Here is a 13,755-nt window from a genome sequence, read left to right as displayed (position 1 = left end):
ATACGATCAAGAGTCTGAAATCGGTGAGTTAAGGAAAGATTAACGACCAATGTGTGAAAAAAAATGACGCCCAGATCAAGAACACCAATGCCATGAGATTTATTCAATTCTTTTCTTCGGGCATAAAAAAACGCGGCATTTACGCCGCGTTTCTTTAATCCAGACGCTTACTGCGCTTTGGTATCAGCTACCGGGGTCGCAGCAGGTTTGGCTGCAGGTTTCTTCGCCGCTTCAGCTTTCTTTGCCGCCGGTTTCGCCGGGGCCTTTTTGGTTTCGGTCGCAGGCTTTTTCGCCGGCGCCTTGGCCGCAGCCTTCTTGGCTGGCTCGGCTTTCACCGGGGCGGCAGGTTTCGGCGCTTCCACTGGCGCAGGGGCCGGGGCTGCTACTGGAGCCGGTGCCGGGGCTGGCGGTGTGACGGGCTCTGGCGCTTTCACGGGTTCCGGCTTCTTGTCGTCGTCCGAAGAACCACCGAACAGGTTGCTGAAGAAGTTGCCTTTCTTCGCCGCCACTGCGCCGGCTGCTGCAGCAGTCGCTGCCGGGACAACCTTCGCCGGTTCAAACGACTTGCCGGCCGCCAGGTCTTCAACCTGACCGGCTGCACGCTGACCAGTGCGCAACGCACCTTCCAGAGTGCCCGGGTACAAGGTGTCGGTGTGTTCGCCAGCGAACGCTACGCGTTGCAGCGGACGTTCCCACAGGCGCCAGAACTTGCTGATCTGGCCCGGACCGAAGGCCAGGTAAGCGCCGCCCATCGAAGGGTCGGTGCTGTAGCGACGGATTTCATAACCGGTGAACGAACCGCGCGCCTGTGGATAAAACGTGTGCAAGCGAATCAGCACCTGATCGGCCATCTGCTTGTCGCCGAAGGCCTGCATCACTCGTGCGTTGTCGCCGGACAGGTTGATCACCACGTTGGCGCCACCCTTCAGCGCCGGCTCGACCCACAACATGCCCAGGCCGGTGTTGCTGTAGATCTCGCCGGACATGCGCGCCTTGCTTTCCCAGACCGGCGTCTTGAACTTCAGCATGATCTGGTCGCGCCAACCGTAGTTGGTGCCTTTGATCGCGCCCATGTGCTGGGCATCCAGTGCCGGGGTCATCACGATTTTGTTGAGGGCGCGCAACGGCACCGCGACCACGACGTAGTCAGCCTGATAGCCGACGCTGCCGACCTTGACGGTCACGCCGTCCTTGTCCTGGGTGATGGACGAGACCGGGGAACTGGTCTTGATGGTTTTCAGCTGTTTGACGAAGGCTTGTGCCAGCACCGGGCTACCGCCCAGCAGGCGCGAAGCGCGCAGGTCACGGTCGGACACGCCACGGTAAACCCGGCTCTGTTGTGCGTAGTACAGCAACGACAGGCGCGAAGGTTCGTCATAACGGGTACGGATTTGCTGATTGATCAATTGGCGAGCCGTGGCTGGCAACGTCAAACGGTCGAGCCAGTTGGAGACGTTGATCTGATCCAGGGCATGCAGCGCGCTGGTCGCGGCAGGGTTCAGCGGGTCTTCGATCGAGCGTGCCAGGTCGTCCAGGGTCTTCTCGTAACGCTTGAGCGCGTCAGCGGTGGCCGGCTCTTTGGTGGCCAGGTCAGCGGCGGTGTAGTACACGCCGTCGATCAGGTAACTCGGCGTGCGCACGAATTCAGGGGCCGGCGTGGTGCTCAGCTTGAAGGTCGATACGTACTTGTTCAACACCGGCTGAGTCTTGTCGTTGCCGATCCATTCGCTGGTGGCCATGCCGGAACGACCGCCCAGGGTCGGCTTGGCTTCCAGCAGGGTCACCTGCCAGCCTTTGTTCTGCAGTTCGTACGCCGCCGTCAGGCCCGAGAGCCCGCCGCCGATCACGATCGCCGTTTTATCCTTGGCCAGCGCAGACACGCTGAACAGCCCCAACATCACCAGCGCACAGGCGCGCAGCCAACCAGCAGACATTCAGCGAACTCCGGAAATACACGTAGAAAAAAGCGGTTTTGCGAGTCAGACGACTCAAAGAACCGCGAAGAATACGTCAGCCATCAAAGGCCCGCCAGCGACGTCTATCGCCCTATACAAAGTAGCTCATTCGACACAATGGGTTGTCCCGATGCCACGCATTGCATAGGCTTGCGCGATTGTATGTCCGCGCCTGTCGCGGACCGCCTCGAGGAGACTGGAAATGGGCCTGAATAATCAGTGGATGCAACGCGATCTCGCCGTGTTGTGGCATCCCTGCACCCAGATGAAAGACCACGAACAGCTGCCGCTGATCCCGATCAAGCGCGGTGAAGGCGTGTGGCTGGAAGACTTCGAAGGCAAACGCTACCTCGACGCCGTCAGCTCCTGGTGGGTCAACGTGTTCGGCCACGCCAACCCGCGCATCAACCAGCGCATCAAGGATCAGGTCGATCAGCTGGAACACGTGATCCTCGCCGGTTTCAGCCATCAGCCGGTGATCGAGTTGTCCGAGCGTCTGGTGAAGATGACGCCGGAAGGCCTGACCCGATGCTTCTACGCCGATAACGGTTCGTCCTGCATCGAAGTCGCGCTGAAAATGAGCTTTCACTACTGGCTGAACCGCGGCCAGCCGAACAAGAAGCGCTTCGTCACCCTGACCAACAGCTACCACGGCGAAACCATGGCGGCGATGTCGGTGGGCGACGTGCCGCTGTTCACCGAAACCTACAAGGCGTTGCTGCTGGACACCATCAAGGTGCCGAGCCCCGATTGTTACCTGCGCCCTGAAGGCATGGGCTGGGAAGAACACTCGCGGAACATGTTCGCCGCGATGGAACAGACCCTGGCCGAAAACCACGACACCGTCGCGGCGGTGATCGTCGAGCCGCTGATCCAGGGCGCCGGCGGCATGCGCATGTATCACCCGGTTTACCTGAAACTGCTGCGCGAAGCCTGCGACCGTTATGGCGTGCACCTGATCCACGACGAAATCGCCGTCGGCTTCGGCCGCACCGGAACGATGTTCGCCTGCGAACAGGCCGGCATCCGCCCGGATTTCCTCTGCCTGTCCAAGGCCCTGACCGGCGGTTACCTGCCGCTGGCGGCGTGCGTGACGACGGAAGATGTCTACAGCGCGTTCTACGACGACTACCCGACCTTGCGCGCGTTCCTGCATTCGCACAGCTACACCGGCAATCCGCTGGCGTGCGCGGCGGCGTTGGCGACGCTGGATATCTTCGAAGAAGACAACGTGATCGAGAACAACAAGGCGCTGGCCCAGCGCATGGCCTCCTCCACCGCGCACCTGGCCGATCATCCGAACGTCTCGGAAGTGCGTCAGACCGGTATGGTGCTGGCCATCGAGATGGTCAAGGACAAGGCGACCAAAGAAGCTTATCCGTGGCAGGAACGTCGTGGCTTGAAGGTGTTCCAGCACGCGCTGGAACGCGGTGCTTTACTTCGACCGCTGGGCAGCGTGGTGTATTTCCTGCCGCCGTACGTGATCACCCCGGAGCAGATCGACTTTCTGGCGCAAGTGGCCAGTGAAGGGATCGACATTGCGACACGCAACAGTGTGAGCGTGTCGGTGCCGCAGGATTTCCATCCCGGGTTCCGTGATCCGGGTTGATTGATCACACACAGCGATCAATGTGGGAGCTAGCCTGCTCGCGATGCAGACGCCGAGGTCTTTCTGATCATCCTCGGTGATGCTATCGCGAGCAGGCTCGCTCCCACAAAGACGACCAACACCTTTTTCAGAGAACCCGCATGAGACTGTCCCGCTTCTTTATCGACGCCCCCCTGAGCACTGGCGAGCACGAGTTGCCCGAGGCCCAGGCCCATTACATCAGCCGCGTGCTGCGCATGGCCGAGGGTGATGCGTTGCAACTGTTCGACGGTTCGGGTCATGAGTTTCGCGCGAAGCTGGTCGAGGTCGGCAAGAAGCGCGTCGTGGTACAGATCGACGAAAGCTTCGCCGGGCAAATCGAATCGCCGCTGCAGATCCATCTCGGCCAGGGCTTGTCCCGTGGCGAGCGGATGGACTGGGCGATTCAGAAAGCCACCGAACTGGGCGTGACCGAAATCACCCCGATCTTCAGCGACCGCTGTGAAGTCCGCTTGAAGGACGAGCGCGCCGACAAACGCCTGATGCACTGGCGCCAGGTGGCGATCAGCGCGTGCGAGCAATGCGGGCGTTCACGGGTGCCGGTGATTCACCCGCCGGTGTTGTTGGCGGACTGGTTGAAGCAGACCGAGGCAGAGTTGAAGCTGGTGCTGCATCCGGTGGCTGAGCCGTTGGTGAGTCATGCCAAACCTTCAAGTCTGGCATTCCTGATCGGTCCGGAGGGAGGTTTGTCCGATGCCGAAGTCGATCAGGCCAAGGCCAGCGGCTTCCAGGCCGCCCGCCTCGGCCCGCGGGTGTTGCGCACCGAGACTGCGCCAGTGGTTGCACTGGCGGTTGCCCAGCAACTTTGGGGTGATTTCTAGGCCGCCATCGCTAGCAGGCTAGCTCCCACATTGAATTTTGGGTGTTCACCAGTTTCATGTTCACTGGAGATTTCTGTGGGAGCTAGCCTGCTAGCGATTGGCCGCGACGCGGTTTACAGGACGTAAAACATAATCGCCACAAAGTGCAGCAAACTCCCCGCGATCACGAACAAATGCCAGATCCCGTGCGCATGCCGCAACCGATGATCCAGTGCAAAAAAGATAATCCCCACGGTGTACAAAATCCCGCCCGACGCCAGCCAGGCAAACCCGGCCGTGCCCAACGCCGCCAATAGCGGCTTGACCGCCACCAGCACGATCCAGCCCATCACCGCGTAAATCACGATCGACAGGATCCGCGCTTCCGAACGCGGCTTGATCTCCTGAAGGATGCCGATCAACGCCAGCCCCCAGACAATCCCGAACAACGTCCAGCCCCACGGCCCGCGCAGGGTCACCAGGCAAAACGGTGTGTAGCTGCCGGCGATCAACAGGTAGATCGAAAAGTGATCGACCTTCTGCATGATCGCTTTCTTGCGCCCGCGCACGCTGTGGTAAACGGTCGATGCGCTGTAGAGCACCATCAACGTGAAACCGTAAATCGCCACGCTGACGATCTTCCAAGGGCTGCCGTCCATGCCGGCGATCACCAGCATCCACACCACCCCGACCGTCGCCGCCACCGCCCCGACCAGATGCGTCCAGGCGTTCAATCTTTCCCCGTGGTACATGTGTTGCTCACCTCACAATCCAATGCAGCGTTGCGCAAGGCTCAGGCCTCAAGCGTAAAAGCGCAACTCTTCAGTACACCCTCGCCCCCTGTAGGAGCCGGCTTGCCGGCGATTGGCCCTCAAGCGTTACGATAATTTCAAGGCCGCCATCGCCAGCAAGCTGGCTCCTACAAAGGTCTGCGCCGTCTTGAGGAATTGGGCACAATCGAGCCATTCGAATAAGAGTCACGCCCATGCTGATCGATGAAGAGTTGACCCTGAAAAAACTCGAGGTGTTCCTCGCTTTCATGCGCACCGGCAATCTGGCTCGCGCCGCTGCCGAATTGCAGACCAGCAACGTCAGCGTGCACCGGGCGATCCACTCCCTGGAAAGTGCCCTGCGCTGCCCGCTGTTCAAGCACGAAGGCCGTAACCTGACGCCGCTGGAAAGCGCCTACGTACTGGAAGAACGGGCACAGAAGCTGATTCAGGACGTGGTCGAAACCGTGCGCCTGACCCGAGAAGCCGCCGGGTTCTCGGCTGAACGCTTCAAGCTGGGGTCGTTGTATTCGTTGACGGTGAAGACCGTGCCGCAACTGATCATGGGCCTGAAAATCCGCCGCAGCGAACTCAACATCGACCTGATCCTCGGCTCGAACTTCGACCTGTTGTACAAGCTCAAGAACATGGAAGTCGACGCGATCCTGGTGTCTTTGGACGAGAGCGTGAACGACCCGGATTGCGAGCAGATCCCGCTGTTTTCCGATGACATTTTCCTGGCCACCCCGGCGGACTCGAAGTTTGCCCAACGCACGGAAGTCGATCTGGCCGAAGTGCGCGACGAGACGTTCATTACCCTGACCCAAGGCTTCGCCACGCACCAGGATGGCAATCGGGTGTTCAAGCAGGCGGGATTCGAGCCAAAGGTGGCGATGCAGGTCAACGACATCTTCACCCTGCTGAGCATGGTCAGTTCGGGGGTGGGTTATGCGTTGCTGCCAGGAAGGATTGCAGCGGTGTATGAGAACCGGGTGAAACTGATTCCGTTGCAGGAAAAGTATCGGTTGCAGCAGCACATCGGCGTGGTGTTTTTGAAGGCCAAGGAGCGCGACCCCAATTTGCTCGCGCTGCTGGCGGAGTGTCGGATGTATGCCAATCGCCAGGCTTAAGACCACGTCGCACCCTTCGCGGGCAAGCCTCGCTCCTACAGGGATATGCAGTCTCTGTAGGAGCGAGGCTTGCCCGCGAAGACGTCAGAACAATCAGCGATGAATCATCGGCCTAACCAACAATCCCGCGAACAATGAAGTACAACAACGATGGCCCAAGCAAGCACCCAAGCCCGGTGTGAAAGGTCGCCGTCAGAGCCCCATAAGGCACCAACCGCCGATCCGTCGCCGCCAACCCGGCGGTCACACCGCTGACCGTACCGGCCAACCCGCCAAACACCATCGCCGAGCGCGGGTTATCCAACCCCATCCAGCGCGCTGCCATCGGCGTGCCGACCATCACCAGAATCGCCTTGATCAACCCGGTGGCAATCGACAATGCGACCACATCGGAACTCGCGCCAATCGCCGCGCCAGTCACCGGCCCGACGATGTACGTCACCGCGCCCGCACCGATGGTGGTCATGCTTATCGCATCGCGATAACCGAACACCCAGGCAATGCTCGCCCCGACAATGAACGGCAACACCGTGCCCAGCAACAGCGCAATCACGCCGATCATCCCGGCCTTTTTCGCTTCGGTGGCCTGCACTTCGAACGCCGTGGCGACGATGGCAAAGTCGCGCAGCATCGCCCCGCCCATCAAACCGATACCCGAGAACAGTGTCAGGTCCGCCAGGCCTTTTTGCCCGCCGGTCATGGTGCCGCCGACCCACGCCAGGACCAGGCCGATGACAATGGCAATCGCCGAGCCATGAATCCGTCCGAACGTCAGGCGCTTGGACAACACCACCGACACCCACATGATCACGCCAACGAACGCGAACGCCGTGACCAGACCGTTAGTTGCCAAGCCCTTCTCGATGACTTCCAACATATCAGCGGCCTCCTACTGGCGTGCCAACGGGCGTGAGTTCCGCAGGCTCATCAGGCAACGGTTCGCCTTTGTGGGTCCGGCTGATCAGGGCAATGGTGCAGCCGCAGAGCACCACCGAACCGATGGCCGCGAGCACCGCCACCGGGCCGCCGTGCAAGGCGGTCACGACGTTCTGTTGTGCCGCCATCGCCACCACCACCGGAATGTACATGGCGCCCCAGAAGCCGACGCCCATCTCGCAATCCTTGGTCATGCCGCCGCGCTTTTGCATCCACAACCGCGCGCAGATCAACAGGATCATCGCGATCCCGACCCCGCCCACATTGGATTTGACGCCCAGCATTACGCCCAGCGCATCGCCCAGAATCACCCCTGCCAGCGTACAGATCGCCAACAGCGCCACACCGTAAATAATCATTGTTGTAGTCCTCAAAGTGCATCGTCGAATGTTGTTTTTGTTGTTCGAAGGCCTGAGTTGGAGGTCTAGAGTTGGCGGCTTCCCTCCTCACGCAACAGCGCCTGCAAGGTGTCGAGCCGCGCCCCGTCGAAGGCAATCACGGTGCCCTGCTCGAACACCCGGCGCGCCAGCCCGGTCAGCACCGCACCGGGCGGCAGTTCGATTTGTAGCCGTACGCCGCGCTCGTAGGCGCTTTGTACCGTGCCGCGCCAATCGACGATGCGGCACATGTTGTAAGCCAGGTCTTCGCGCAGGGCTTCGATGTTGATGATTGGCCGCGCGCGACTGCCGCTCAGATAGCCCACCGTCGGGCTTTTCAACTGCACGCTGGTGAAAGCTTCGGCCAGGATTTTCGCCGGCGCATCCAGCAGCGGGCAGTGCGACGGCACGCTGACGGCAAGGCGCTTGGCCAGGCCTGCGCCGCGTCCTTTCGCCAACTCGGCGACGGCCTTCATCGCGCCGTCGCTGCCGGCAATCACCACCTGGTTATCGGCGTTGATGTTGGCCAGGTAAACCGGCGTGTCGACGCTGTGAACCTGCGCCAGCAAACCTTCCACTGTGGATAAATCGAGACCGATGATCGCGGTCATGCCGTAGCCCTGTGGATAAGCCTGCTGCATCAATTCACCGCGCAGGCTGACCAGATGCAGCGCATCGCTGAAGCTCAAGGCACCCGAAACCACGGCGGCCGGATAAGCACCAATGGACAAGCCCGCCACGTAATCCGGCGTCATCGATAACTGACGCGAAGCCGCGACACCGGCAATCAACAGGCACAGCTGAACCGCCCGTGTCGACTTCAATGCTTCAGCGCAATCCAGCAGCAAAGCATCTTCGCCAAGCACTTCGCTCGCCTCGATCACCGTCTCGCGAGGCAAACGATGGAGCATGCCCGGCTGCTGCGCGCCCTGGCCGGGGAACACCAGCAAACTGCTCACGCTGCTTGCTCCTGCGGGTTCCACGGATCGATCACAAGGCAGGCTTCACTCGCGTTTTTCAGCAACACCCGACGCGCAGGACCGGCCCATTCACGCAGGGCGACGGCGCCAAACGGCGTCTGCAATTGCATGTCCACCTGGCACTTGGCGCGGTCCAGAATCGTCAGCAGTTCCTGCGCCTTTAACCGTTCCAGAACCTGCGGCGTACGCAGGATCAAATCCAGATCGCTGCTCTCATGCAAAGCAACAACGCCACTGGCCAATTCAAATCCGGCACTGCCGCTGACGCCCCACACCCAACCGCAGCCATCGAGCAACGGCCGCAATTGGTTGAGGGCCTGCACGGCGGGCAAATCCCGATCGATCGAGACATGACACAGCGTTTCCGGTGTGACCCGACGCTGAAGCGCATCGACCGCCATCACCGTCGCATACCTCTGCTCACGCAACCGTCCACGCACCCCGACCGCGATAAAACCCGGCGTACTCACCGCACGCCGAACCACCACCGGCTGACCCGCGCTGATCGACTCGATCACCCACGCAGGCGCCTGCGCAGGCAACTGCTCCGGGGTCATCCCCCACAGCAGGTCGTGAGCCAGAAACGTGTTCACCACTGTGCTCTCAGCAGTTGGCGAACCGTGCTCGACGCGGCGCGGTTGCTCGCGCCCAAGCGGCTGCTCAAATCGCGACCGCTTGCGGCAACATCGCCAATCGCCAGATTCAGGCATTCCGTCACTCGCGCCAGATCCGCTGATGTTGGCTGCTCAATCTGGTCCACCGACAAGGTTTCCCACAGCAAACCGAGACTGGCGTAACTGTCGATGTCATACGCCATCGGCGGCACGCTGGCGGCCAGTGCTTCCAATTCTTCGACACTGCGCAAGGTCACCCGCGCCGCTGACGCCTTGCCCATCGCATGCACCATCACGCCCGGATCACGCAGGGCGATCAGCCGGTTAGCCTGGTAGCCATGAGCCAAAAACGCTCCGGACATCGCCTTGCCTACCAGCAAACCAATCACGGCGTGGCCAGCCAACCGGGCGCGGGCATAACTGTCCGCCGCAGCGGCCAGTGCCTGATGAATGCCCAACGCTTCTTCGCGCCGACCGTAAGCCTGACTCGGCACATCGATGATCGCGATCACGGCGCGCTTATGCGATTTATCAGCGTCAGCCACGATGATTTCATCCACAGCCTTGGCCAAGCCCCAACCTTCCAGCAAACCCACTTCACCGTTGCGAGCGCGGACGAAACGGTTGTCGGGATCTGCCACCACTGCGATAAACCGGACCGGTTGTTCACCCACCACACCATCAGCGGCTTTCAGTGATGCAGGCAAACCCTCCACCGGTTTCGCGCCTGCACTCAAGGCGTTGAACCAGTTCAAACCTCGCAGGGAATACGAATTCATGAGCGCTCTCCTTGATACAGATCGCGAACCGTCGCGGCATCGATTTGCGGTTCGGCGTCCAGGCGGGCCAGCCGTTGCAGGAACAGATCGGCCTGACGACTGCGCTGTTGTTCCGGCAAGCCTTGTTGCAGCAATTCACTGACCTGCTGCCGGACCTGCGCCACATCGTCAGCGACAAAGCGATCTACCAGACCGCTGGCAAAGCGTTGCTCGCCACCGGTCAGGCTCCAGATGAACGGACGGTCGCGGGAGTCGTATTCCTCAAGCCCGGCTTCCTGTTCGATCACCTGCGGGCCGTTCAGGCCAAGACGCGCTTCCTGAGTCACCAGCAAATAGCTGCACAGCCCGGCGGCAATCGACATCCCGCCAAAGCAGCCCACGCTGCCCGCCACCACGCCGATTACCGGTTGGTACTGACGCAGATCGACAATCGCCGCATGAATGTCGGCAATTGCCGCCAACCCGAGGTTGGCTTCCTGCAAGCGCACGCCGCCGGTTTCCAGCAGCAACACGGCGCGGGTTGGAATGCCGTTGCGGTTGTCTTCGGCGGCGAGTTCCAGAGCACCGGCAATCTTCGCCCCGCCGACTTCACCGAGGCTGCCGCCCTGGAAAGCGCCTTCGATGGCGGCGATCACCACCGGCAAACCGCCGAGGCTGCCCTTGGCAATCACCACGCCGTCATCGGCTTGCGGCACCACCCCCTGGCGCGACAGCCACGGCGACATGACGCGTTGAAACGGGTCGAGCAATTCGCGGAAGGTGCCGGCGTCGAGCAAGGCTTTCGCCCGGTGTCGGGCGCCGAGTTCGATGAAGCTGTGCTTGTGGAGGAGCGCTGCACTGTCAGTCATGGCCGATCTCCTCAAAGCCTTGTTCCAGACGCAAGCGCACCACGCCAGGGGTCGCGCCGAAATCGTGGATATCGATGGCCATTGCCGGTGGTGTCTGGCCGTCGAACATCCGTGCGAACAGATGCTGCCAGCGTTGTTCGGCGCCATTGACCGAGGTCTGCACCTTGATGGTCAGCTTGCCGGCCTGACCCGGTTCGATCAGCACTTCCAGATCGCCCGAACCGACACAACCCACCAGCGTACGACCACGTGGCGGCTGCCCGGCGGGGAATTCAAAGGATAAGGTTTCCATCAAAACGCTCCCTGGTTGATGCCGTCAGCCGACGCAATGCGGTCGATAAACAGGCAGGCTGCGAGCAAGTCCGCAGCGCCGCCGGGCGAGGCATTCAACGCGATTAATTGTTCGTCCAGTTCATGCAAGCGCCGGCGACCGGCAAGGCTGGCACTGCCACCCGCGTCGAGCACCGCCTGGGCACCGAGTTGCATGGTGTGCAGGCCTTGTTCGCCGGCGCGGTAGAGCACGCAGGTGTCACTCAGTTGAGTCATGATCGCCAGCAGCGCATCGAGCCGGGCGTTCTGTTCGCCATGACCGGCGGCGCGGCTGCGCTTGAGTTGCGGCAGTGCGCGTTGCAGCACCGAAGGGAAACCGAGTTGGGCTTCTTCACGGGCACCACGCGCGCCGTAACGTTGGGCGACTTGCGCGCCGTGGCTCAAAGGACGCGGGGCGAAACGGTCGTCGAGTATCGCCAGTCGGGCGGCGCGCAACGTCACCGTGCTTGCGTGGGTATTCGAGCAGTCCAGCGCGGCGGCAGTGACCAGCAGGCCCAACGCCCAGATCGCGCCCCGATGTGTATTCACACCGTTCGTGGTGGCGAGCATGGTTTGCTCGCCTTCCCGGCCAATCCGCCCAATCGCTTCGCGCAGCGGTACACCGACTTCGCCAAACGCGATGGCCGATTCCGCCATTTCCTTGAATGCTGGCCACAGCGACAACGCCGAAGCGTGCATCAGCCCGAGGTGCAAATCGGTGTGTGCGCCATTGCCGCGACGATCCACCAGCGCCGGTTTCGGCGACAGGTCCGCTTCGTCGATCAGCGCGTCCACTGCCAGGTCCGCCAGCCGTTCGGCCAGCGACAGAGGTTTGGGTTGCAGGTTGAATGCGTGCATTACCAGCTCCTGAACTTGGCGGGCGGGTTGTAGAGGCCACCGGACCACTCGACCAGATCGGCCACGCTTTTGGCGGCGAGCAATTCGCGGGTGGCGTCGGTGCGACGGATGCCGAGGTCTTCAGGCAAGGCGATCAAGCCTTCGCGACGCATCCGGGCGGTGTCTTTCGGGTTGTGACGCAGGCCGATGGCAGTCACCCCAGCGACGGCGGCGATCATTGCCTGACGCTCTTCCAGCGAACGTGCCTTGTACAAATAGGCGATGCCTTCTTCGGTCAGCAGGTGGGTGACGTCGTCGCCGTAAATCATGATCGGCGCCAGCGGCATGCCGCTTTTCTTCGCCACTTCAATCGCGTCGAGGGTTTCGACGAAGGTCGGTTTGCCGCCCTCCTGGAACGTCTCGACCATTTGCACCACGAGTTTTTTGCCGCGTTCGAGCAAGGGTTCCGGCGCATCGCCGTGGCGCATGTCGAGCCAGGCCGGCGTGCCGTGACGCCGCCCACGCGGGTCGTGCCCCATGTTTGGCGCCCCACCGAAACCGGCCAGGCGCCCGCGAGTCACGGTGGAAGAATGGCCGTCGCCATCGACTTGCAGGGTCGCGCCGATGAACAGGTCCACCGCGTATTGCCCCGCCAGTTGGCTGAACATCCGGTTGGAACGCAGCGACCCGTCGCGCCCGGTGAAGAACACGTCCGGCCGCGCAGCAATGTAGTTTTCCATGCCCAGTTCGGTGCCGAAGCAATGCACGCTTTCGACCCAGCCGCTTTCGATGGCCGGGATCAAGGTCGGGTGTGGATTGAGCGTCCAGTTGCGGCAGATCTTGCCTTTGAGGCCGAGGGATTCGCCGTAGGTCGGCAGGATCAGTTCGATGGCGGCGGTGTTGAAACCGATGCCGTGGTTCAGCGACTGCACGTTGTGTTTTTCGTAGATTCCGCGGATCGCCATCATCGCCATCAGCACGTGCACAGGCTTGATGTGCCGTGGGTCGCGGGTGAACAGCGGCTCGATGTAGAACGGCTTGTCGGCCACCACCACGAAATCGACCCAGGACGCGGGGATGTCGACGCGAGGCAGGTCAGTGACGTCGTCTACAAGCTGGTTCACCTGAACGATGACGATGCCGTCGCTGAAGGCCGCTGGTTCGATCAATGCAGGCGTGTCTTCGGTGCTGGGGCCGGTGTAGATGTTGCCGGCGCGGTCGGCCATGAAACCGGCCGAGAGCACGACGTTGGGAATCAGGTCGACCACCAATCGTGCGTAGAGCTCGATGTAGGTGTGGATCGCACCGATTTCCAGCAGGCCGTCTTCCAGCAATTGGCTGATGCGCAGGCTCTGGGTGCCGGCGAAAGAGAAATCGAGCTTGCGGGCGATGCCGCGTTCGAACAGGTCCAGATGCTCGGAGCGCCCGACGCTGGGCATGATCATGTGCAGGTCGTGGAGCCTGGCAGGATCGGCCTTGGCCAGGGAGCGCGAAAGGAAATCCGCCTGCTTCTGGTTGTTGCCCTCCAGTACCACGCGGTCGCCGGGCAGGATTAACGCCTCCAGCGCTGCCACGATGTTGTCGGTGGGCAGCACCACACCGTCAGCCAGGCCCTTGACCAACGCCAGACGCCGCTGCTTTTCGCTGCGCCGCCGCGTCCATCGCGAGTCGGGGGATATTGTTGTTGTCATGACCACTCCACGGGTTCGCTGTCGTGGGAGTCACCTTAGGAGGGTTGGGTGGGGGGCATCAATCAAGCAGAGTGGTGGATT

14 protein-coding genes are annotated in these 13,755 nt (G+C 61.5%); 3 read left to right on the top strand and 11 right to left on the bottom strand.

What is annotated here, in order from left to right; all coding sequences use genetic code 11:
* Window positions 1-167: 167 nt before the first annotated feature.
* Complete coding sequence (locus KGB25_RS01130; protein ID WP_223434061.1) at window positions 168-1,934, bottom strand: flavin monoamine oxidase family protein; 1,767 nt, start codon at window positions 1,932-1,934, stop codon at window positions 168-170.
* Between the two features lie 223 nt (window positions 1,935-2,157).
* Between KGB25_RS01130 and KGB25_RS01125 the strand changes: the two genes are divergently transcribed.
* Complete coding sequence (locus tag KGB25_RS01125; RefSeq protein WP_207284869.1) at window positions 2,158-3,564, top strand: adenosylmethionine--8-amino-7-oxononanoate transaminase; 1,407 nt, start codon at window positions 2,158-2,160, stop codon at window positions 3,562-3,564.
* Between the two features lie 140 nt (window positions 3,565-3,704).
* The gene (locus tag KGB25_RS01120) at window positions 3,705-4,424 is read left to right on the top strand and encodes a 16S rRNA (uracil(1498)-N(3))-methyltransferase (protein ID WP_223434060.1); all 720 of its coding nucleotides are present in this window, start codon (window positions 3,705-3,707) and stop codon (window positions 4,422-4,424) included.
* A gap of 113 nt (window positions 4,425-4,537) precedes the next feature.
* Here the strand turns inward: KGB25_RS01120 and trhA are convergent, their stop codons facing one another.
* Window positions 4,538-5,155, bottom strand: a complete 618-nt coding sequence (gene trhA, locus KGB25_RS01115) for a PAQR family membrane homeostasis protein TrhA (protein ID WP_008033324.1) — start codon at window positions 5,153-5,155, stop codon at window positions 4,538-4,540.
* A gap of 233 nt (window positions 5,156-5,388) precedes the next feature.
* On the opposite strand from trhA, the gene KGB25_RS01110 reads away from it, so the two are divergent.
* The gene (locus tag KGB25_RS01110; RefSeq protein WP_008033325.1) at window positions 5,389-6,303 is read left to right on the top strand and encodes a LysR substrate-binding domain-containing protein; all 915 of its coding nucleotides are present in this window, start codon (window positions 5,389-5,391) and stop codon (window positions 6,301-6,303) included.
* A 112-nt stretch (window positions 6,304-6,415) separates the two neighbouring features.
* On the opposite strand, the gene madM is transcribed toward KGB25_RS01110, so the two are convergent.
* From madM to mdcA, 9 genes are all read right to left on the bottom strand, one after another.
* Complete coding sequence (madM, locus tag KGB25_RS01105) at window positions 6,416-7,180, bottom strand: malonate transporter subunit MadM (RefSeq protein WP_008026230.1); 765 nt, start codon at window positions 7,178-7,180, stop codon at window positions 6,416-6,418.
* Window position 7,181: 1 nt separating this feature from the next.
* Window positions 7,182-7,598: a malonate transporter subunit MadL gene (gene madL, locus KGB25_RS01100; RefSeq protein ID WP_223434059.1), complete on the bottom strand. Its 417-nt coding sequence runs from the start codon at window positions 7,596-7,598 to the stop codon at window positions 7,182-7,184.
* A 65-nt stretch (window positions 7,599-7,663) separates the two neighbouring features.
* A complete protein-coding gene (gene mdcH, locus KGB25_RS01095) occupies window positions 7,664-8,575 on the bottom strand; it encodes a malonate decarboxylase subunit epsilon (RefSeq protein ID WP_223434058.1) in 912 nt (303 codons plus the stop codon).
* A complete protein-coding gene (locus KGB25_RS01090; protein ID WP_223434057.1) occupies window positions 8,572-9,192 on the bottom strand; it encodes a malonate decarboxylase holo-ACP synthase in 621 nt (206 codons plus the stop codon). Before KGB25_RS01090 ends, mdcH begins: the two co-directional genes overlap by 4 nt.
* Window positions 9,186-9,989: a biotin-independent malonate decarboxylase subunit gamma gene (mdcE, locus tag KGB25_RS01085; protein WP_223434056.1), complete on the bottom strand. Its 804-nt coding sequence runs from the start codon at window positions 9,987-9,989 to the stop codon at window positions 9,186-9,188. Before mdcE ends, KGB25_RS01090 begins: the two co-directional genes overlap by 7 nt.
* Window positions 9,986-10,837, bottom strand: a complete 852-nt coding sequence (locus KGB25_RS01080; protein ID WP_008026220.1) for a biotin-independent malonate decarboxylase subunit beta — start codon at window positions 10,835-10,837, stop codon at window positions 9,986-9,988. The genes mdcE and KGB25_RS01080 overlap by 4 nt, the downstream gene beginning before the upstream one ends.
* On the bottom strand, window positions 10,830-11,129 hold the full coding sequence (locus tag KGB25_RS01075; protein ID WP_008026217.1) for a malonate decarboxylase subunit delta: 300 nt from the start codon (window positions 11,127-11,129) through the stop codon (window positions 10,830-10,832). The genes KGB25_RS01080 and KGB25_RS01075 overlap by 8 nt, the downstream gene beginning before the upstream one ends.
* On the bottom strand, window positions 11,129-12,004 hold the full coding sequence (locus tag KGB25_RS01070; protein ID WP_223434055.1) for a triphosphoribosyl-dephospho-CoA synthase: 876 nt from the start codon (window positions 12,002-12,004) through the stop codon (window positions 11,129-11,131). The genes KGB25_RS01075 and KGB25_RS01070 overlap by 1 nt, the downstream gene beginning before the upstream one ends.
* Entirely contained in the window at window positions 12,004-13,674 is a 1,671-nt protein-coding gene (gene mdcA / locus KGB25_RS01065) for a malonate decarboxylase subunit alpha (RefSeq protein WP_008026213.1), read from the bottom strand. The genes KGB25_RS01070 and mdcA overlap by 1 nt, the downstream gene beginning before the upstream one ends.
* Window positions 13,675-13,755: the final 81 nt, after the last annotated feature.

The sequence above is a fragment of the Pseudomonas sp. BF-RE-21 genome (assembly GCF_019947305.1).
Taxonomy (GTDB): Bacteria; Pseudomonadota; Gammaproteobacteria; order Pseudomonadales; family Pseudomonadaceae; genus Aquipseudomonas; species Aquipseudomonas migulae.
The sequence above is the reverse complement of the archived record's forward strand: the minus strand, read 5'-3'. Positions and strand labels throughout refer to the sequence as shown.

What these genes read in the sequence shown, in the direction of transcription:
- KGB25_RS01130 (WP_223434061.1), bottom strand. Translation starts at nt 1,934, where the DNA reads ATGTCTGCTGGTTGGCTGCGCGCCTGTGCGCTGGTGATGTTGGGGCTG.
- KGB25_RS01125 (WP_207284869.1), top strand. Translation starts at nt 2,158, where the DNA reads ATGGGCCTGAATAATCAGTGGATGCAACGCGATCTCGCCGTGTTGTGG.
- KGB25_RS01120 (WP_223434060.1), top strand. Translation starts at nt 3,705, where the DNA reads ATGAGACTGTCCCGCTTCTTTATCGACGCCCCCCTGAGCACTGGCGAG.
- trhA (WP_008033324.1), bottom strand. Translation starts at nt 5,155, where the DNA reads ATGTACCACGGGGAAAGATTGAACGCCTGGACGCATCTGGTCGGGGCG.
- KGB25_RS01110 (WP_008033325.1), top strand. Translation starts at nt 5,389, where the DNA reads ATGCTGATCGATGAAGAGTTGACCCTGAAAAAACTCGAGGTGTTCCTC.
- madM (WP_008026230.1), bottom strand. Translation starts at nt 7,180, where the DNA reads ATGTTGGAAGTCATCGAGAAGGGCTTGGCAACTAACGGTCTGGTCACG.
- madL (WP_223434059.1), bottom strand. Translation starts at nt 7,598, where the DNA reads ATGATTATTTACGGTGTGGCGCTGTTGGCGATCTGTACGCTGGCAGGG.
- mdcE (WP_223434056.1), bottom strand. Translation starts at nt 9,989, where the DNA reads ATGAATTCGTATTCCCTGCGAGGTTTGAACTGGTTCAACGCCTTGAGT.
- KGB25_RS01080 (WP_008026220.1), bottom strand. Translation starts at nt 10,837, where the DNA reads ATGACTGACAGTGCAGCGCTCCTCCACAAGCACAGCTTCATCGAACTC.
- KGB25_RS01075 (WP_008026217.1), bottom strand. Translation starts at nt 11,129, where the DNA reads ATGGAAACCTTATCCTTTGAATTCCCCGCCGGGCAGCCGCCACGTGGT.
- KGB25_RS01070 (WP_223434055.1), bottom strand. Translation starts at nt 12,004, where the DNA reads ATGCACGCATTCAACCTGCAACCCAAACCTCTGTCGCTGGCCGAACGG.
- mdcA (WP_008026213.1), bottom strand. Translation starts at nt 13,674, where the DNA reads ATGACAACAACAATATCCCCCGACTCGCGATGGACGCGGCGGCGCAGC.